Source organism: Nocardiopsis sp. B62 (assembly GCF_018070675.1).
GTDB classification, from domain to species: domain Bacteria; phylum Actinomycetota; class Actinomycetes; order Streptosporangiales; family Streptosporangiaceae; genus Nocardiopsis; species Nocardiopsis prasina.
Map to the genome: position 1 here is coordinate 1 of NZ_JAGPXK010000017.1, position 15240 is coordinate 15240.

Genomic DNA, 15240 nt, shown 5'->3' on the forward strand with positions numbered 1-15240 from the left:
CCGCTTCCAGGTCCATGACCGGGTCGGGCTCCAGGACCTGGGTGGTCTGGACGGTGTACTGCATCCGGTTCAGGGCCGTGTTGAGCCGGTGGAAATCGAAGCGGGCGCGGGTGTGCATCTGCTCGGCGGCCGCCGCGATACGCACCGTCGGATGCGGGACGTCAAGGACGCCCTCCTGGTCAGGGTTCGGTTCAGGGGATGAGCCCTGATCGGGGGTGAACTCGAACTTCACGGTCCTGCCTCTCCACATCCGGCCGCGCACGTCTGCTGCTGGCTCCGTTGAGTGAGTCGCACCGCGAACACCCACGGTTCCGATTCTCCCGGATTTGGTCGCGTTTATTGGTACTCCGTCCTCTGAACAGAACGGGCCCCAGGGGAACCAACGGGACATTTCACGAGGTCATCGGCGTGTGAGAGTCAACATGGGGTTTGAAAGTGGGATGGCCGAAACCGGCCACATGACCGTCCAACAGCTGGTGCGGGCTCGCGGACAGAGCAGGTAGGAAGCCCCGAGGGCCGACCCGCTGATCTGATCTGTGGGATGGCCCTCGGGCTTACCGGGGGTGGGGAGCCGGGGCCGGGTGCCGCCTCCTCAACCGGCCTGGGGCGGGTCCGTGCCCAGCACGTCGATGGCGTGCTTACGGTGCTCGGCGAAGAGCCGCACCGCGGTCGGGGCGTCCCCGGCCCGCAGGGCCGCGACGAGGTCGGCGTGCTCACCGGGCACGTGCTCCAGGTAGCCGTCGCTGTTCGCGCGGATCCGGTTGACCAGGAAGAGGTGGACCTGGCACCGGATGGCCTGCCACGCCTGGTGCACGCGGCGGTGGCCGCTCGCGACGTAGACCGCGTCGTGGAAGGCGATGTCGCGGGCCGCCATCTCGTATTCGTCCTCGGCGCGCTCCATGCGGGCGGCGGCGGCCTCGATGGCCTCCAGGTCCTCGCGGCTCGCCCTCCGGGCCACCAGCCCCACGGCGAGGTTCTCCAGCGCGTCGCGCAGGCTGTCGAGCTCGGCGATGTCCTCGGCCGAGAGCTCGGTGACGGTGGCCCCCCGATGCCAGGCGCTGCGTACCAGCCCCTCGGTCTCCAGGCGCATCAGCGCTTCGCGCACCGGACCCCGGCTGACCTCCAGTTCCGCTGAAAGGTTCGTCTCGCGCAGCTGGGTGCCCGGCGGGTAGGAGCCATCGAAGATCGCCTCGCGGACTCGATCGGCGACTTCGTCGGCCAGGCCTCGGCGGCGTGCGGGTGCCACACGTGTCGGTTCGCTCATTGCCCCCTGCTTCCGTCAATGTCCTAATGTTAACATCCGGACAATGGGTGCCGGAGTCGATCCGCACCCCGTCGCGCCGTGAAGACTGGAGACCGAATATGACCGTGCTCGACTCCCCGATCCCGCGTTTCCACCTGGCCGTCCCGGTGGACGACCTGGACGCCGCCCGCCGCTTCTACGGAGACGTCCTGGGCCTGGACCAGGGGCGCAGCAGCGACACCTGGATCGACTGGAACCTTCAGGGTCACCAGTTCGTGACCCATCTGTCCCCCGAGCAGAACAAGCGCATCCACAACCCCGTGGACGGCCACGACGTCCCGGTGCCCCACTTCGGGCTGATCCTGACCGTGGCCAGGTTCCAGGAGCTCGCCGAGCGCCTGCGCGCCGCGCACACCGACTTCGTCATCGAGCCCTACGTTCGTTTCCAGGGCCAGCCCGGGGAGCAGTGGACGATGTTCCTGCTCGACCCGGCGGGCAACGCCCTGGAGTTCAAGGCCTTCGCCGACGATTCCCAGGTGTTCGCGGTCTGAGGTGCCCTGGGAACGGCGTCCGTCCACCCACACCAAGTTGAGGAGTCGACCATGAAGGTGTTCCAGATCGGTGCCGCAGGGGGCGTGGGCCAGCCACTGGCCCGCGTGCTCATCCAGCGCGGGGACCAGGTCAGCGGCATGTACCGTCGGCCCGAACAGGCCGAGACCGTACGTGCCAGCGGGGCCGTGCCGGTTCTGGGGGACCTGATCGCCGACACCGTCGGGCAGCTGGCCGACAGGTTGGCCGGTCACGACGCGGTGGTCTTCTCCGCTGGGGCCCACGGGACGGGCACGGACCAGACCTCCGCCATCGACGGCGACGGTCTGAAGAAGGCCGCCCAGGCCGCCGAACAGGCCGGGGTCAGGCGCTTCGTCCTGGTCTCGGTGTTCCCCGAGGCGCTGCGCGGGTCAGCTGAGCCCTCCCCGGGGTTCGAGCACTACGCCGCGGTGAAGAAGGAGGCGGACGCCTACCTGGCCGCCAGGGAGCTGGACTGGGTGATCGTTCGTCCGGGCACGTTGACCAACCAGCGGGGCGGTGGGCTGGTCACCGCCGGACCGGCCATCGTCTACGGGGACGTCGCCCGCGAGGACGTGGCGGCGTTCATCGCCGCGGTCCTGGCGGAGCCAGCCTTGAACCGGCAGATCGTGGAGCTGACCAGTGGCACGGAGCCGATCGAGCGGGCCGTGAGTCGTCTGGCCGAAACGCGTCGCGCCTGAGTCGTGCCCGGCCGGACACCGCCGCTCAGACGGTCCGGTCGGGTGCGGTCAAGTCCATGCTCCGCGCGAGGAAGACGGCCGTGAGCAGCGACCGCACCGAACGGCCGTTCCCGAGGGGGCGGCCGTTCGCCGTGTGCGCACCACGGTTTCGTGGACGTCGACGGACAGCCGTCGAAGGAACTCCAAGAGCTGCCTCGGGCTGGATGCTGGCCCGCTTCGCGTAGAGGGTCGCGACCGCCCAGTTCTGTTTGAGCAGGTTGATGCACCTTCGCGCCGTGTTGCGATCCCGGTGGGCCGTCCGGTGGAAGGACCGCGGCCTACCGCTCGTCGATCCTTCGCGGCGGCGGTCCTCGCGCTGGTCCTCGTGCCGTGGCGATGACGGGCTCCAGCTGGCCGGGGGTGCGACTCCCGTGTGCAGCGGGGCCCAGGCTTCGCAAGTGACCGGCGGCATGTCACCAGGCCACCCGGACGAGTGTGTTGCTGGATTCCCCACTCCCTTGGTGCTACTTTCGGATCTCGGAGCGGTTGTCTTTCATATTCTGGTCTTCCCGCGAATCCAGCTGATCCTGCCTTCCGGGAAGCGCTGAGGGGGCGATGGGGCTGCTATGCGACCAATGGGTTACATATCTCAAATAGTCCATGGCGTGGAGTCCGCTGGAGACCGGAACGTCATTGTCAACGGCGCTCACAGGATCACGGGCGAACAGCTGCTCCGACGCTGCTCGGCGCTCTCCAGGGCACTGGCCGACCAAGGTCTTCGGGCCGGTGACACCGTCGCCTACCTGCACGGGAACACCATCGACGCGGTCATCGCCCGCCTCGCCGTCCGGGCCCTCGGCGCCTGCTACGTGGGGCTCAGGCCCTTCTTCTCCACCGCCGAGAAGATGAAATTCCTCGTAGAGGGACGACCCGCACTTTTCCTCTTCGATCCGGATCGGTGCGACGAAGCCGTGTCCCTGAGTGCCCAAGCTGGCATTTCCCGTGCATTCTCCATCGGAGTCGCCGATTTCGGTGAGAACCTGCTGGAAATCGCCGCCCAGAAACCGGACGCACCCATGGAATGCGTTCACCGGGACGACGCCCTTTCCATGGTGACCTTCAGCAGTGGGAGCACGGGCGAGCCGAAGGGCATCGCGCACACCTTCGCCTCGTCGGCCGGGTTCCTCGACAACGCCCGCCACATGTACGGTCCGGGCCCCTGGCGCTTTCTTGTCGCGATCCCCCTCTCCGACCTGGGCGGGGAGATCGTGCAGTGGACCCTGGCCGTCGGAGGCACGGTCGTGCTGCTGGACGACTTCCGCGCCGACGAGGTGGCGCGGACCCTCGCCAGCGAGCACATCACCCACTTCTTCGGCTCACCCTCGATGGTTCACGCACTCGTCCACGAGCCGGGCCTGCGGAACGCGGACCTGTCGGATCTGCGCCTGGTCGCCTACGGGGGCGCCCCCTCCTCGCCGTCCCGGACGGCGGACGCCGTCTCGGCTCTCGGGCCGGTCCTCATGCACAACTACGGCATGCAGGAAGCCGGGTTCATCAGCTACCTCAGTCAGTCGGACCACATCCGGGCCGGGCGCTACCTGCTCAACTCCGTGGGCCGCCCGCTGCCGGACGTGGAGATCGCCGTCCGCGACCCCGAGGGCGGCGAACTGCCGCCCGGTTCCATCGGCGAGGTGTGCGTGCGCTCCACCACCCTCATGGCCGGCTACTGGCAGCGCCCCGACCTGACCGCCGAGGTCCTGCGCGAAGGCTGGTTCCTCACCGGGGACCTGGGCCGTGTCGACGACGAGGGCTACCTCTACCTCGTCGACCGGGTCAAGGACATCATCATCGTGGACGCCTACAACGTCTACCCGCAGCAGGTGGAGCAGGTGCTCACCGCCCATCCCGGCGTCGCCCAGGCCGTCGTCGTGGGACTGCCCGACTCCGACACCGGGGAGAGCGTCTACGCCGCGGTCGTCCCCTCCACGGAGGTTCCAGCGGACCGGGCGGTCGCCTTCTCCGCCGAACTCGCGGCCGCCGTGCGCGAAACCCTCGGTTCCTTCCACGAGCCCACACGCATCGACCTCCTCGCGAGCTTGCCGCTCACTCCGCGAGGCAAACCCGACAAGACAGCGATCCGGGGGCAGGCGGCCGACAGAGCCGGGTCCCCCCACGTCTGAGGCGTCCACCGCAGTCCGCCGACCGACATCACGTCCATTGACCACGCGCCGACAACGTCCCGCCGCACCACATCACGTCCATTGACCACGCGCCGCTGACGTCCGCCGCACGACACCGCGTCCACCGACCACGCGCCGACAACGTCCCGCCGCACGACATCACGTCCACCGACCGCCCCGACGCCCATTCGACGACCGCCGTCCCGCCGACGCCAGGTCCGACGATCACCAGACCCCCGACAACTCGACCGCCGGTCCACCGGACCGCTCGACCACACGGGAGCACCGTCATGCGCCAGCTCGAAATCGAATGGGTCCAGCCGCAGATCACCGTCACCGCCGACCTCACCGACGACAACCCGGACCTCGTGGACATGGTCTGGAACAGGCTCGTCCCCTACAACAGCCTCCAGAACCACGCGCTGGTCTCCGGAGACCACTTGTACCACCTCCTGCCCAGCTCGGAGACGGTCTACCGGACCCCCGAGTACAAGATGGAGGACCGCACCGTAGCGCCGGACGGTACCGTCTTCCTCTCCCAGCTCCAGCACATCGGCATCAAGTACGGGCCCCTCACGGAGTACCTGCCCGCCGCCCCGATCGGCCGCGTCGTCCCCGACGACGTCGACGCCCTGCGCGAGGCCGGGCAGCACTGCTGGGACGCCGCCTACAGGACCAAGGAGGCCGTCGAGATCCGCGTACGCCGCAAGGGCGACCAGGTGACCGACTACGCGCTTCCCCTGCCGCCCCGGGTCGGCATCCCCGACGTGCAGGACCTCATCGACGAGATCCACGACGCCACCCAGCGGTCTTGGATCGAACCGCCCGAGGAGATCGTCGACATCCACGCCGGCCGGATCAGCAGCCGAGCCGGGAGCCGGGACCAGTTCTTCTCGACCATGGTGTTCGTCAACGGCGAGGTGCGGCCGCTGGGCTACAACGCGCTCAACGGACTCCTTCGGCTGGTGCGCACCACCGCGCTCACGCTGGACACCCTTCGCGAGATCACGCCCGGCTTCATCCGAACCCCGTCGGAGTTCCTGGGTTACACCGGGTTGCACACGCTGGAGCGCTTCACCAAGGAGACCACGGACGCGCTCGCCCGGCTGGAGGACAGGGAGCAGTACTTCGCCCTGATCAGCACCCTGGCCCTGTACACGAACATGCTCAACACCTGGAACCTCCACCTGTTCCCGTGGGACCACGGCAAGGAGTACCCCTACGCGGAACGGTGACAACGCGGCCCGCCGGTCCGGGACGCCCGGACCGCACAGCGCACACGAAGGGGGAGGGCATGAACCGCCGAGTGTTCGAGGCAGTCCGCGAGGACCTGCGGAGAAGGATGCCCTCCCCGTCCGGGGAGGGAGGCGACGAACTGGCCGGGCGGATCCGGGTCGCCTTCGACTCGCTTCCACGGGAGACCGACTCCTGTGACCCCTGGCTGGGCGGCCCGCCGGGCGACTACGCCTGGCTGGCCGAGTACGAGAACCTGCCCGACGGCCCCCAGGACGCAGACCGCGTCCTCGGCTCGGCGGCCCGCGCCCTGCGGGGACAACTGCGCTGGCACTCCCCGGCCACCCTGTTCAACATGACCCCGCAGCCCCTGCTCGACACGGCGGCGATCACCGCGGTCACCGGTCTCCACAGCCCCAACGCGCTCTGGGACTTCTGTAGCGCCGGGGTGATCGAGGTCGAGCGGCAGCTCGTCCGGCAGTTCGCGCGGCGCGCGGGTTGGGCGGACACCGCCGGTGGTGTGTTCTCGTTCGGAGGCAAGGCCGGACTGCTCTACGCCGTCAGGATGGGGCTCAACCGGTGCGGCCCGGACTCGTACCGCGAGGGCCTGCCCCCGGGCCGCGTCCCGGCGGTCGTCACCACCGCCCACAACCACGACAGCCTCGAATCCGTCTGCGCGCTGCTCGGGCTGGGCACCGACGCGTGCGTGCGCGTGCCCGCCCCACCAGGACAGAACACCGATCCCGACGCCCTCGCCGAGGTGATCGACTCCCTGCTGTCCGAGGGCCGACCCATCGCCTGTGTCGTGCTCTCGGGCGGCAACATCCTGCACAACGACATCGACCCCGTGCACCCCGTCACCGCCGCGCTCGACCGGCTGTGCGCGGAGCACGCGCTGCCCTACCGTCCTCTGGTGCACTTCGACACCGTGGTCACCTGGCCGTGGCTCTTCTTCACCGACTACGACTTCGCGGGCGATCCCCTCGGCCTCGGTCCGGAGCTGGCGGGGCGCATCCGGGCCACGGCCGCGCTGGTCTCGCAGGTACGCGCGGCCGACTCGATGACCATCGACTTCCACAAGACCGGGCTGGCGCCCTACTCCTCCAGCCTCTTCCTCAGCCGTGACGCCGTCGAGCTGCACCGGTGGGTGGAGGGCGGCAGGGGAGAGGCCGAACACCGGCCTCACGGTGAGAACGTCCTGCTGCACACCATCGAGCACTCGCGCAGCGCGGCCCCCATCCTGGCCGCGTGGGTGGCCGTGCAGAGCGTGGGGGTGGACGGGTTCCGCGTGTACCTGGCGAACCTGCTCATGTCCAACCGGACCTTCATGGAACTGCTGCCCAGCCGTGGCTTCGAACTGCTCACCCCCTCCTCGGACGGGGTCGCCTCGGTCTACTGGCCGTCGCCGCCCGGCAGCGCACCGACCTTCGCCCTCCTCCAGGAGGCGGGGCCGTCCGAGATCGCGGCCGCCAACCGCTACACGCACGCCCTGTTCCGGCTGCTCGCCGGTTATGAGGGAAATCCGTACTCCAGGGTCGTCCTCGGCCATCTCCCGGCCTACGGCGCGGGGCCCGGGGGCGAGCCGGTCGCCGCGCTTCGGTTGGTCCCCGGGTCGGTCTTCCTGGACGAGACGACGTGCTCGCAGATCGCCGAACGCATGGAGCAGGTGAAGAAGGGGCTCGACGTGGCCGTCCGGTTCGGCACCGAGCCGTTGGAGGAGACCCGCGTCTACCACGTCCCGGAGTGAGGGGTCGTTCGTGGGTCGTGTGCGCCGCGCTCGTGATTGACTTCACTCCGTAGCTTCCTCATGACCCTCGGTGTTATCGGGGTCGAGTCGATCGGAGTCCGATGTCGAAGTTCCCTCTGCTGGCCGGGGTCACCCTCGCCCTGCTGGTTACCACCACCGCCACCGCCCCCGCTCACGCCGAGCCCTCGGACTGTCCGGTGCTGTCCCCGCCGCCCAGCGCGGAGGACCTGGAGCGCTACCTGTGCGGCGACTCCCGTCTGGGTCCGTCCGAGCTTCCCCAGGACGGCCCCGTGGGAACCCTGGTCGAGGGGTACGACCGGCTCGGTGGTCTGACCCCCGTGGAGTTCCTGGACCGCTGGTGGACCGTGGAGGGCAGCTGGGACTACCCGGAGCACGACGGTTTCGTGGTTGTCGACGGACAGCCGGTGAAGGAGCTCCAGGAGCTGCCCTCGGGCTGGATGCTGGACCGCTTCGGCTCCCCGTGGGGCTCGTTCCTCGCCCCGGCCGGTGCCTCCTACGAAGAGCGCGCGCTGCCGCCCAACTCGCTGAACACGTGGCCGGACGGGCCCGAGCACAACTACAACTGCTACGAGGTCACCGAGCCGGTCACCGCGTGGGTCGGCCCGATCGCCCCGCACTTCGAGCAGCCCGGCGGCGGCGAGCAGCTGCTCGTTCCGGCCGAGGAGGTCCCCGAGGCCGAGGGGGAGGGCAACGTGCCGGTCAACGACCTCCTGGAGTGGGGCTACCTGGAGCAGCGTCCCACCGAGGAGTGCGTCCTCGCTGACGGCTACGACCTGGGCGCCTGATCGAGCGCCCCGCGCCCTACTCAGGAACGGGGCTTCCGCCCCAGGGGAAGGAATTGTCGCCGTCGATGTTGGTCAGGTCCAGGTTCTGATCACCTGAACGGTCATGGTTGCTACCGGACTGCTCCGAGTGGCCGTCGTTCCTCTGGCAGCCGCGCCCACGAGCTCTCTGCCCCGGCTGTCAGGCTGCGCGCCGGATCTCCGTTGTCACTGACTCTGTTCAGCCGGTCCGAAACGGAGGCGGCGTCGGGGGGTCTGGCTGACATCCGAAGCGCCTGAGCTGTGCCCGGCTGGACACCTCCGCTCAGACGGTCCGGCCGGGCACCGTCGCGTCCATGCTCCGCGCCCGAAGGACGGCCGCGAGCAGGCCGGGGAAGCGCCCCTCCAGGTCCTCGGTGCGCAGTCGGCTCATGCGGGAGGTTCCCTCGTAGTGCTGGCGGATCACGCCCGCCTCGCGCAGGACCCGGAAGTGGTGGGTCGAGGTGGACTTGCTCACCGGTAGTTCGAAGGCGATGCAGGCCATGTCGTCGTGGCCCAGGGACAGGTCGTGGACGATGCGCAGCCGGATCGGGTCGGACAGTGCGCTGAGCACGTCCTCCAAGCGGATCTGGTCGGTCTCGGGGTGCTCGCACTGTCGCCCCTGGGTGGCGCGGGCGGCCTTGGCCATGCTCCGACCTCCTTTCCGTTCGGCTGGCATCTCAATGTACGAAGACGGTCGTAGTTTGACAAGCGCCGTAGTACGACTTGTACCGTACAAAGGTCGGTCCCGCCGACACCCGAGACCGCCTACGCGAAGGAACACCTGTGAGCACCCTGTTCACCCCGCTGAAGCTGCGGGGGCTGGAGATCCCCAACCGCGCGTGGATGTCCCCGATGTGCATGTACTCCGCACAGTCCGAGGGCCCCGAGACCGGCGTGCCGACCGACTTCCACCTGGCGCACCTGGCCGACCGGGCGGCGGGCGGCCTCGGCCTGGTCATGGTCGAGGCGACCGCGGTGCGCCCGGACGGGCGGATCAGCCCGTGGGACCTGGGCCTGTGGAACGACCGGCAGCAGGAGGCGTTCACGCGGATCACCGCCGCCGTCCGCGCCCACGGTGCGGTGCCCGCCATCCAGCTCGCGCACGCCGGACGCAAGGCCTCGGTGGACAAGCCCTGGCTCGGCAACAGGCCCGTCGCGCCCGCTGACGGCGGATGGACCACGGTCGGGCCCAGCGCCGAGCCGTTCCACGACCACCCCGCGCCCGCCGAGCTGACCGTCGAGGAGATCGGGCAGCTCGTGAGCGACTTCGCCACGGCGGCCGAGCGCTCCCTCGCCGCCGGGTTCGAGGTCGTGGAGGTGCACGGAGCCCACGGCTACCTGCTCAACTCCTTCCTCTCCCCGGCCGCCAACCACCGCACCGACGCCTACGGCGGCACCCTCGAGAACCGCATGCGGTTCCCGTTGGAGGTCGTCGAGGCCGTGCGGGCGGTCTGGCCCGAACACCTGCCCGTGCTCTTCCGCACCTCCGCCACGGACTGGATCTCGGAGAACTCCGAGGACCCGCGTGAGGGATGGACCGTCGAGGACACGGTGCGCCTGGCCAAGGAACTCCAGACCAGGGGAGTGGACCTGCTCGACGTGTCCAGCGGCGGTATGGTCCACGACGCTTCCATCCCCGCCGCTCTCGACTACCAGGTGCCCTTCGCCGAAAGGGTGCGCCAGGAGACCGGGCTGCCCACTGCGGCGGTCGGCCTGATCCTGGAGCCCGCCCAGGCCGAGGAGATCGTTGCGTCCGGTCGCGCCGACGCCGTGTTCCTGGGGCGTCAGCTCCTGCGCGAGCCGTACTGGGCCCACCGTGCGGCCGATGAGCTGGGCGCCGAGTCCCGCTGGCCCATCCAGTACGGCTACGCCGTGGGCCGCAGCAGGAAGTAGTGCCGACCCGGTTCCCCTGCGGTGCAGGGGGCATCGCAGGGGAACCGGGGGCCGTCCCCGGCACGGCCAGGGTCCACGTCACTCGGATTCTGGCCAGGCCGGGGATGGTTGTTTGCTGAGAATCGGCCCTGGTCAGGGGCGACGTCCGGTGGTCATAGGAGTTCCCGGTACCCGCGATGCCACCGGGTTGACGAGCCCAGCCACGGCCACGCTGGCGCCGATCGAGTTGTCGGCCAGAAACGGCGGTGCGCGATGGTTCCTACGGCCGGGTGAAGGTCATGTGAGTGACGCCGCTGGGGGTGGTCACCGACTCGACGTGGAAGCGCTCCTCCAGCCCTTCGAGTTCGTCGAACAGGCGCTCGCCACGGCCGAGGACGATCGGGACGACGGCGATGTGCAGATGGTCGATGAGGTCGGCCGCGAGGAACTCGCGGACCGTGGTCGGCCCACCACCGATCCTCACATCCAGCCCGCCTGCGGCCTCCTGCGCCTGACGGAGCACCTCCTGGGGCGGCGCGTCGACGAAGTGGAACGTGGTGCCGCCCTCCATCGTCACTGGGGGGCGGGGATGGTGGGTCAGGACGAACACCGGTGTGTGGAAGGGCGGATTCGAACCCCACCAGCCGTTCCAGTCGTCGTTCTCCCAGGGGCCACGCTGGGGGCCGAACTTGTTGCGGCCCATCACCTCCGCCCCGATGCCGATGTCCCAGGTGCCAGCGATGGCGTCATCGAACCCCGTGCTCCCGCCCGGATTGCCCTGCATCCGCTGGAAGGTCCTGGTCGGGAAGAACCACTCATGGAGCCGCGAACCAGCGTGGCCGAACGGGGTGTCGAGACTCTGCCCCGCACCGGTGGCGAATCCGTCGACGGAGATGGAGAAGTTGTGGACCCTCACGCGTGACACTGCGGGGACTCCTGCCCTCGAAGGGATGTGACTGCGAACCGGAACCGCTGACCAGAGCCTGGGCTCGGTGACAGCAGTATGCAGTCACTGGAGTCGGGTATGCGAGACGAACCGCTGTCCGGATGCGGGTCAAAACGGTGATGGAGTCACTTGGGGGCCGGTCGAGCCTCACTGTTGGGCTGGGAACCTTCGCCGGTGCGGAGGTTCCCACCCTGTGCTTGGCGTCGGAATCAGGCGAGGCGCAGGAACGCGGCCCATTCCGAGGTGGGGAAGGCCAGGGTGCCAAGCCCCCTGTTCTGAGTGTCGCGGACAGCGGCACCGCTGGGCAGGTCGGCAACCTCGACACACTCTCGCGCGGTGTTGCTGTAGGTGGACTTCCGGAACCGGGCCACCTCCACGCAGTTCTGCCGGGGCTGGCTGTAGGTGGACTTGCGGAAGGCAGCAACCTCCACGCATTCCCGCGCGGTGTTGCTGTACGACGACTTGTGGAACGTGAGTTCGTGGGCGTGGGCGTGCACGGGTGAGTCCTCCGATGGGGGATGGGGGTACTACTTCACTCATGCACCGTCCTGCCCACGATTACACCCCGAGTTCGGAGGAAAACGTCCCGTACTGGTGGCCACCTGCGGCCACACTGAGCCGGGCGGTGCAGGCGGCCGTAACCAAGGCGTACGTGATCCGCGACGGGGCCCTGCCGCCGATCGACCGGACCGCCGCCGACCGGCTCTTCTGCTCAGAAAGCACATGAGGCCCGGCATGAAGATGCGTGGGCCGTGAACCTCGGCCACCGCGCGCCCTGGCCCTCCGCTGACAGGGCGACAGGAACCATGAACATGCGGCCCGGGGGATCGTCACGTGACTGCATAACATGAGGTCAGGCTGCACGCGCACGCCATGTCACTCGGGAACTCGGAGAGCGCTGCCATGAAGTACACCGTCTCGATGGAGATCGCCCTGCCGCGGGAGCGGGTGGCACAGCTGCTCGCCGACCCGGCACACATGCCGAAGTGGCTGCGGGGCCTGGTGTCGCACGAGCCGCTGAGCGGGGGGCACGGGCAGGTCGGTACCAAGTCGCGGGTCGTGTTTCAGACGGGCAAGCAGAGGATGGAGTGCACCGAGACCGTCACGCGCCGGGAACCGGCGGACCTGCACGGGATCCCGGAAGGGCAGGTTGTTCACTTCGATCGCGAGATCGTCGGCGAGGGGATGTGGAGCGCGGCGCGCGACCGGCTGACCGAAGCCGGTCCGGGGACGACGCTCTGGGAGAGCGAGAACGAATACCGGTTCAGCGGCGTGATGATGCGGCTGGTGGGGCTCCTGATGCCCGGAGCCTTCCGCAAGCAGTCGCTACAGCACATGCAGGACTTCAAGGCCTTCGCGGAGCAGGGAGAGGACGTCCGCGAAGCGAAGGACTGACCCACGATCAGCGCTCGTCTCCCGAAGGGTGGGGAGCCGCAGACGTGACGGCAGGCCGACCCCTGAGCCCTCTTCCTCCTGCATCTCGGGGTGTAGGACCAGTACCGCTCGGATCTCTGCGCCCCGTTGTTGGCAGCAGCGCAGGGGGCGCAGGGTGTCCAGTTCTTCAGCTGAGCGATGGGTCGCGAACTGACTTGTACGCAGTCCTGTTCACGGTTACACCCTAGGTCAGGGGGAGAACGTCCCACACTGGTGGCCAGCTGCGGCCGCACTCAGTCATCGCGGCCTACTTCCAGCTCACGCGGCCCATGAGTACAGTGTTCGCGGGAACTGAAAAGGGGCTCCTCGCGCTGGCGAAGAGCCCCTTTCCCATGCGGGAACTACGGTCGCACGCTAGACAGCAGTGCTGACCATTCCTGGCTGGGGAAGGACAGGTGCCCTTCTTGCCGGTTTTGGGTGTCCCGAACAGCGGTCCCGGTGGGCAGGTCGGCGACCTCTACGCAGTTCTGTCCCTGGGGCTGACTGTAGGAGGACTTGCGGAACAGGTCGTTTGGGATAGTCGAGTTCATCATCGTTCCTAGGTGATCATTTCTGTCATACGTTCTACGGTCTCGTCTGGTGTGAGAGCCGCGATCCGCAGGTGGCCGAAGACGTTCCGGTAGCGCGCTACCTCGTCCGGTTCCTCCAAGTACAGCCCGTCAGTGTCCGTCTCTAGGAAGACGATCGACGGGTCGACCGCCTCAGGGAAGTCCATGATCACGAACGGCCCGCCGAGCCCCGGGCTGAGACGGTGGGCGGGAGTCATTTGGATGGTGGTCGTCGCCGCTGATGAGGCCTCCAGCAGGTACTTCACCTGACGTTCCAACGCCTCGGGATGATCGACTGCCAGGGCGAGTAGTGACGCCTCCGAGAACACGGCCCACAACTCCGGTGGGTCCGAGTTGAGGATGCGTTGTCTTTCGATCCGAGCGTCGACCGCACGCTGGACGCTGTGTTCATCGCCAACCTTCGCGGCCTTGGCGAGCACTCGTGAGTACTCGGGGACTTGGAGCAGGCCCGGGATCACTAGAGGCTCCCAGGTACTGATCACGCTCGCTTCGGCTTCGAAGCCGATGAACTTGCCTGACAGGACATCTCTGTACCGAGTCCACCAGCCGCTTTCGCGTGACTGACGCACCAGGTTGAGGATCTCCTCTCGCTCCCGCTCGTCTGTCACCGAATAGGCGTCGAGCAGGGCCTTCACCTCATGTACCTGAGGTCGCTTCTTCACCCCGGACTCGATGTTGCTGATGGTGGTGCGCGACATCTCGGCAGCCGGTGCGGCGTCATCGAGGGTCATCCGCGCGGCATCACGGCGTCGCCGAAGCTCATCAGACAGACGTCGGCGGCGGACGGTGGGGCTGTATCGCTGCGTCATCTTTCTCCCGGTGGCTGGGCGCACTTCGAATCCTAGATCCTTTGGGCCTTTGAACTGGACATTCAGGGATTTCCCGGGCGGGATTTCAGGCTGGTCTTGAAAATCGGAAATTCAGGTTCCATGATGATGTTAACTTGAAATCCCGTCCGGGTCTCCCGCCCGGCACCCGAACACCCGGAGCCGCGCTATGCCGCGATACCTCAACCTCTCCGAGCTGGCGCAAGTGCGCTGGCTGGCCTCGGAAGCAAGGCGCCGCCGTCGCCCCCGCAAGGCAGCACGAGTGCGCGACTACGCCTCAGCACTCCAAAGCCTCAAGAGGACAGCACCGTCGAACTCCTCCCGGCGTCCGCTGGTCCCCTCCCCTCGACGCCCGATGGACACCGTCCCCCTGGACGTCCTGCGGGACCTGGTCTCCGCACTCCAGCGGCTGGCGGTGGCGTTCTGATGCTCGACACCTGCACCGGTGACCTGCTCGCCGTCGCCAAGGACGCCCTCCAGGCCCCCGAGCACCTCTCGCCCCAGGAACTCTCCGACTGGTACTCCCACACCCTCCGCAACCGGCTCCCCCTGATCCTCGAAGCCCTGGGCATCGCCTGCGAGGAACAGGACATGGAGCTGGCCACCCAGATGATCGACCAGGCCATCGCGGAGCACCCCATCACCCGGTCCACGCCCAAGCTCCCGCTCCGACGCCCGTACGGGACTCCACCCACCGGCGGGCTCCTGGTCCCCGAGCGGGTCCTGTGCGATCTCCTCTACCGGCACTGGGCGATGACCATCGAGGGCACCGAGCCGAACCAGAAGTTCGTGGCCCGCCGCCCCTTCGGCTGGAAGGGGGAGGGCGATCCCTTCGAGCGGATCACCGCGTCCACCCGCCCGGAACTGCTGCGGCTGCTCGCCCACCGCCACCTCGGCACGGGCGACTCCTCGTCCGGCACCAAGCCGAAGCCCGGCACCCCCGAACCGCCGAAGGTCTGAAGCCGACCACCCAAGACCCCGCGTGCCCGCTGAGGTACCTCGCCCCCTGAGCGATCCGGTGGGCGCGCGGCCCACACTCGTCCTGCTCCTGGTCGGACCGACCGGCTCAACCCCGCGTCAGAACCGAATCCGAACCCGCCAGCGCCCCTGGGCGCACG

At 68.4% G+C, this 15240-nt stretch carries 17 protein-coding genes; 10 read left to right on the forward strand and 7 right to left on the reverse strand.

Going from position 1 to position 15240, the window contains the following annotated elements; genetic code table 11:
* Together KBX21_RS17870 and KBX21_RS17875 are read right to left on the reverse strand one after the other, a co-directional pair.
* Nucleotides 1–232: hypothetical protein (locus tag KBX21_RS17870; protein ID WP_374225730.1), on the reverse strand; the 232-nt coding region annotated here is incomplete at its 3' end.
* Nucleotides 233–592: 360 nt separating this feature from the next.
* Nucleotides 593–1264, reverse strand: a complete 672-nt coding sequence (locus KBX21_RS17875) for a GntR family transcriptional regulator (RefSeq protein ID WP_210842581.1) — start codon at nucleotides 1262–1264, stop codon at nucleotides 593–595.
* 98 nt (nucleotides 1265–1362) lie between these two features.
* On the opposite strand from KBX21_RS17875, the gene KBX21_RS17880 reads away from it, so the two are divergent.
* The 6 genes from KBX21_RS17880 (at nucleotide 1363) to KBX21_RS17905 (ending at nucleotide 8456) form a co-directional block, all read left to right on the forward strand.
* On the forward strand, nucleotides 1363–1794 hold the full coding sequence (locus tag KBX21_RS17880) for a VOC family protein (protein ID WP_210842582.1): 432 nt from the start codon (nucleotides 1363–1365) through the stop codon (nucleotides 1792–1794).
* A gap of 51 nt (nucleotides 1795–1845) precedes the next feature.
* A complete protein-coding gene (locus tag KBX21_RS17885; RefSeq protein ID WP_049578115.1) occupies nucleotides 1846–2511 on the forward strand; it encodes an NAD(P)H-binding protein in 666 nt (221 codons plus the stop codon).
* 644 nt (nucleotides 2512–3155) lie between these two features.
* Nucleotides 3156–4670, forward strand: coding sequence for an AMP-binding protein (locus KBX21_RS17890; RefSeq protein WP_210842583.1), 1515 nt, complete (start codon nucleotides 3156–3158; stop codon nucleotides 4668–4670).
* A gap of 290 nt (nucleotides 4671–4960) precedes the next feature.
* A complete protein-coding gene (locus KBX21_RS17895) occupies nucleotides 4961–5905 on the forward strand; it encodes a DUF3830 family protein (protein ID WP_210842584.1) in 945 nt (314 codons plus the stop codon).
* A 59-nt stretch (nucleotides 5906–5964) separates the two neighbouring features.
* A complete protein-coding gene (locus KBX21_RS17900; RefSeq protein WP_210842585.1) occupies nucleotides 5965–7650 on the forward strand; it encodes a hypothetical protein in 1686 nt (561 codons plus the stop codon).
* A 101-nt stretch (nucleotides 7651–7751) separates the two neighbouring features.
* On the forward strand, nucleotides 7752–8456 hold the full coding sequence (locus KBX21_RS17905; protein ID WP_210842586.1) for a TNT domain-containing protein: 705 nt from the start codon (nucleotides 7752–7754) through the stop codon (nucleotides 8454–8456).
* A gap of 301 nt (nucleotides 8457–8757) precedes the next feature.
* On the opposite strand, the gene KBX21_RS17910 is transcribed toward KBX21_RS17905, so the two are convergent.
* Nucleotides 8758–9120, reverse strand: a complete 363-nt coding sequence (locus tag KBX21_RS17910; protein ID WP_210842587.1) for a helix-turn-helix transcriptional regulator — start codon at nucleotides 9118–9120, stop codon at nucleotides 8758–8760.
* 137 nt (nucleotides 9121–9257) lie between these two features.
* Here KBX21_RS17910 and KBX21_RS17915 point away from each other — a divergent pair, with 137 nt between their 5' ends.
* The gene (locus tag KBX21_RS17915; protein WP_049578111.1) at nucleotides 9258–10367 is read left to right on the forward strand and encodes an NADH:flavin oxidoreductase/NADH oxidase; all 1110 of its coding nucleotides are present in this window, start codon (nucleotides 9258–9260) and stop codon (nucleotides 10365–10367) included.
* 259 nt (nucleotides 10368–10626) lie between these two features.
* Here the strand turns inward: KBX21_RS17915 and KBX21_RS17920 are convergent, their stop codons facing one another.
* The gene (locus KBX21_RS17920; RefSeq protein ID WP_049578109.1) at nucleotides 10627–11271 is read right to left on the reverse strand and encodes a dihydrofolate reductase family protein; all 645 of its coding nucleotides are present in this window, start codon (nucleotides 11269–11271) and stop codon (nucleotides 10627–10629) included.
* Between the two features lie 230 nt (nucleotides 11272–11501).
* Nucleotides 11502–11789: a DUF397 domain-containing protein gene (locus tag KBX21_RS17925; RefSeq protein ID WP_156208149.1), complete on the reverse strand. Its 288-nt coding sequence runs from the start codon at nucleotides 11787–11789 to the stop codon at nucleotides 11502–11504.
* A 406-nt stretch (nucleotides 11790–12195) separates the two neighbouring features.
* Here KBX21_RS17925 and KBX21_RS17930 point away from each other — a divergent pair, with 406 nt between their 5' ends.
* Nucleotides 12196–12687, forward strand: coding sequence for an SRPBCC family protein (locus KBX21_RS17930; protein ID WP_247665935.1), 492 nt, complete (start codon nucleotides 12196–12198; stop codon nucleotides 12685–12687).
* A gap of 380 nt (nucleotides 12688–13067) precedes the next feature.
* Here KBX21_RS17930 and KBX21_RS17935 read toward each other — a convergent pair whose 3' ends face one another.
* Nucleotides 13068–13259, reverse strand: a complete 192-nt coding sequence (locus tag KBX21_RS17935; protein ID WP_374225731.1) for a DUF397 domain-containing protein — start codon at nucleotides 13257–13259, stop codon at nucleotides 13068–13070.
* Nucleotides 13260–13264: 5 nt separating this feature from the next.
* The gene (locus tag KBX21_RS17940; protein ID WP_210842590.1) at nucleotides 13265–14104 is read right to left on the reverse strand and encodes a helix-turn-helix transcriptional regulator; all 840 of its coding nucleotides are present in this window, start codon (nucleotides 14102–14104) and stop codon (nucleotides 13265–13267) included.
* Nucleotides 14105–14291: 187 nt separating this feature from the next.
* Here KBX21_RS17940 and KBX21_RS17945 point away from each other — a divergent pair, with 187 nt between their 5' ends.
* Both KBX21_RS17945 and KBX21_RS17950 read left to right on the forward strand, forming a co-directional pair.
* On the forward strand, nucleotides 14292–14549 hold the full coding sequence (locus tag KBX21_RS17945) for a hypothetical protein (RefSeq protein ID WP_210842591.1): 258 nt from the start codon (nucleotides 14292–14294) through the stop codon (nucleotides 14547–14549).
* The gene (locus tag KBX21_RS17950; protein WP_210842592.1) at nucleotides 14549–15082 is read left to right on the forward strand and encodes a hypothetical protein; all 534 of its coding nucleotides are present in this window, start codon (nucleotides 14549–14551) and stop codon (nucleotides 15080–15082) included. The genes KBX21_RS17945 and KBX21_RS17950 overlap by 1 nt, the downstream gene beginning before the upstream one ends.
* Nucleotides 15083–15240: the final 158 nt, after the last annotated feature.

What these genes read in the sequence shown, in the direction of transcription:
- KBX21_RS17875 (WP_210842581.1), bottom strand. Translation starts at nt 1,264, where the DNA reads ATGAGCGAACCGACACGTGTGGCACCCGCACGCCGCCGAGGCCTGGCC.
- KBX21_RS17880 (WP_210842582.1), top strand. Translation starts at nt 1,363, where the DNA reads ATGACCGTGCTCGACTCCCCGATCCCGCGTTTCCACCTGGCCGTCCCG.
- KBX21_RS17885 (WP_049578115.1), top strand. Translation starts at nt 1,846, where the DNA reads ATGAAGGTGTTCCAGATCGGTGCCGCAGGGGGCGTGGGCCAGCCACTG.
- KBX21_RS17895 (WP_210842584.1), top strand. Translation starts at nt 4,961, where the DNA reads ATGCGCCAGCTCGAAATCGAATGGGTCCAGCCGCAGATCACCGTCACC.
- KBX21_RS17900 (WP_210842585.1), top strand. Translation starts at nt 5,965, where the DNA reads ATGAACCGCCGAGTGTTCGAGGCAGTCCGCGAGGACCTGCGGAGAAGG.
- KBX21_RS17905 (WP_210842586.1), top strand. Translation starts at nt 7,752, where the DNA reads ATGTCGAAGTTCCCTCTGCTGGCCGGGGTCACCCTCGCCCTGCTGGTT.
- KBX21_RS17910 (WP_210842587.1), bottom strand. Translation starts at nt 9,120, where the DNA reads ATGGCCAAGGCCGCCCGCGCCACCCAGGGGCGACAGTGCGAGCACCCC.
- KBX21_RS17930 (WP_247665935.1), top strand. Translation starts at nt 12,196, where the DNA reads ATGAAGTACACCGTCTCGATGGAGATCGCCCTGCCGCGGGAGCGGGTG.
- KBX21_RS17935 (WP_374225731.1), bottom strand. Translation starts at nt 13,259, where the DNA reads ATGATGAACTCGACTATCCCAAACGACCTGTTCCGCAAGTCCTCCTAC.
- KBX21_RS17940 (WP_210842590.1), bottom strand. Translation starts at nt 14,104, where the DNA reads ATGACGCAGCGATACAGCCCCACCGTCCGCCGCCGACGTCTGTCTGAT.
- KBX21_RS17945 (WP_210842591.1), top strand. Translation starts at nt 14,292, where the DNA reads ATGCCGCGATACCTCAACCTCTCCGAGCTGGCGCAAGTGCGCTGGCTG.
- KBX21_RS17950 (WP_210842592.1), top strand. Translation starts at nt 14,549, where the DNA reads ATGCTCGACACCTGCACCGGTGACCTGCTCGCCGTCGCCAAGGACGCC.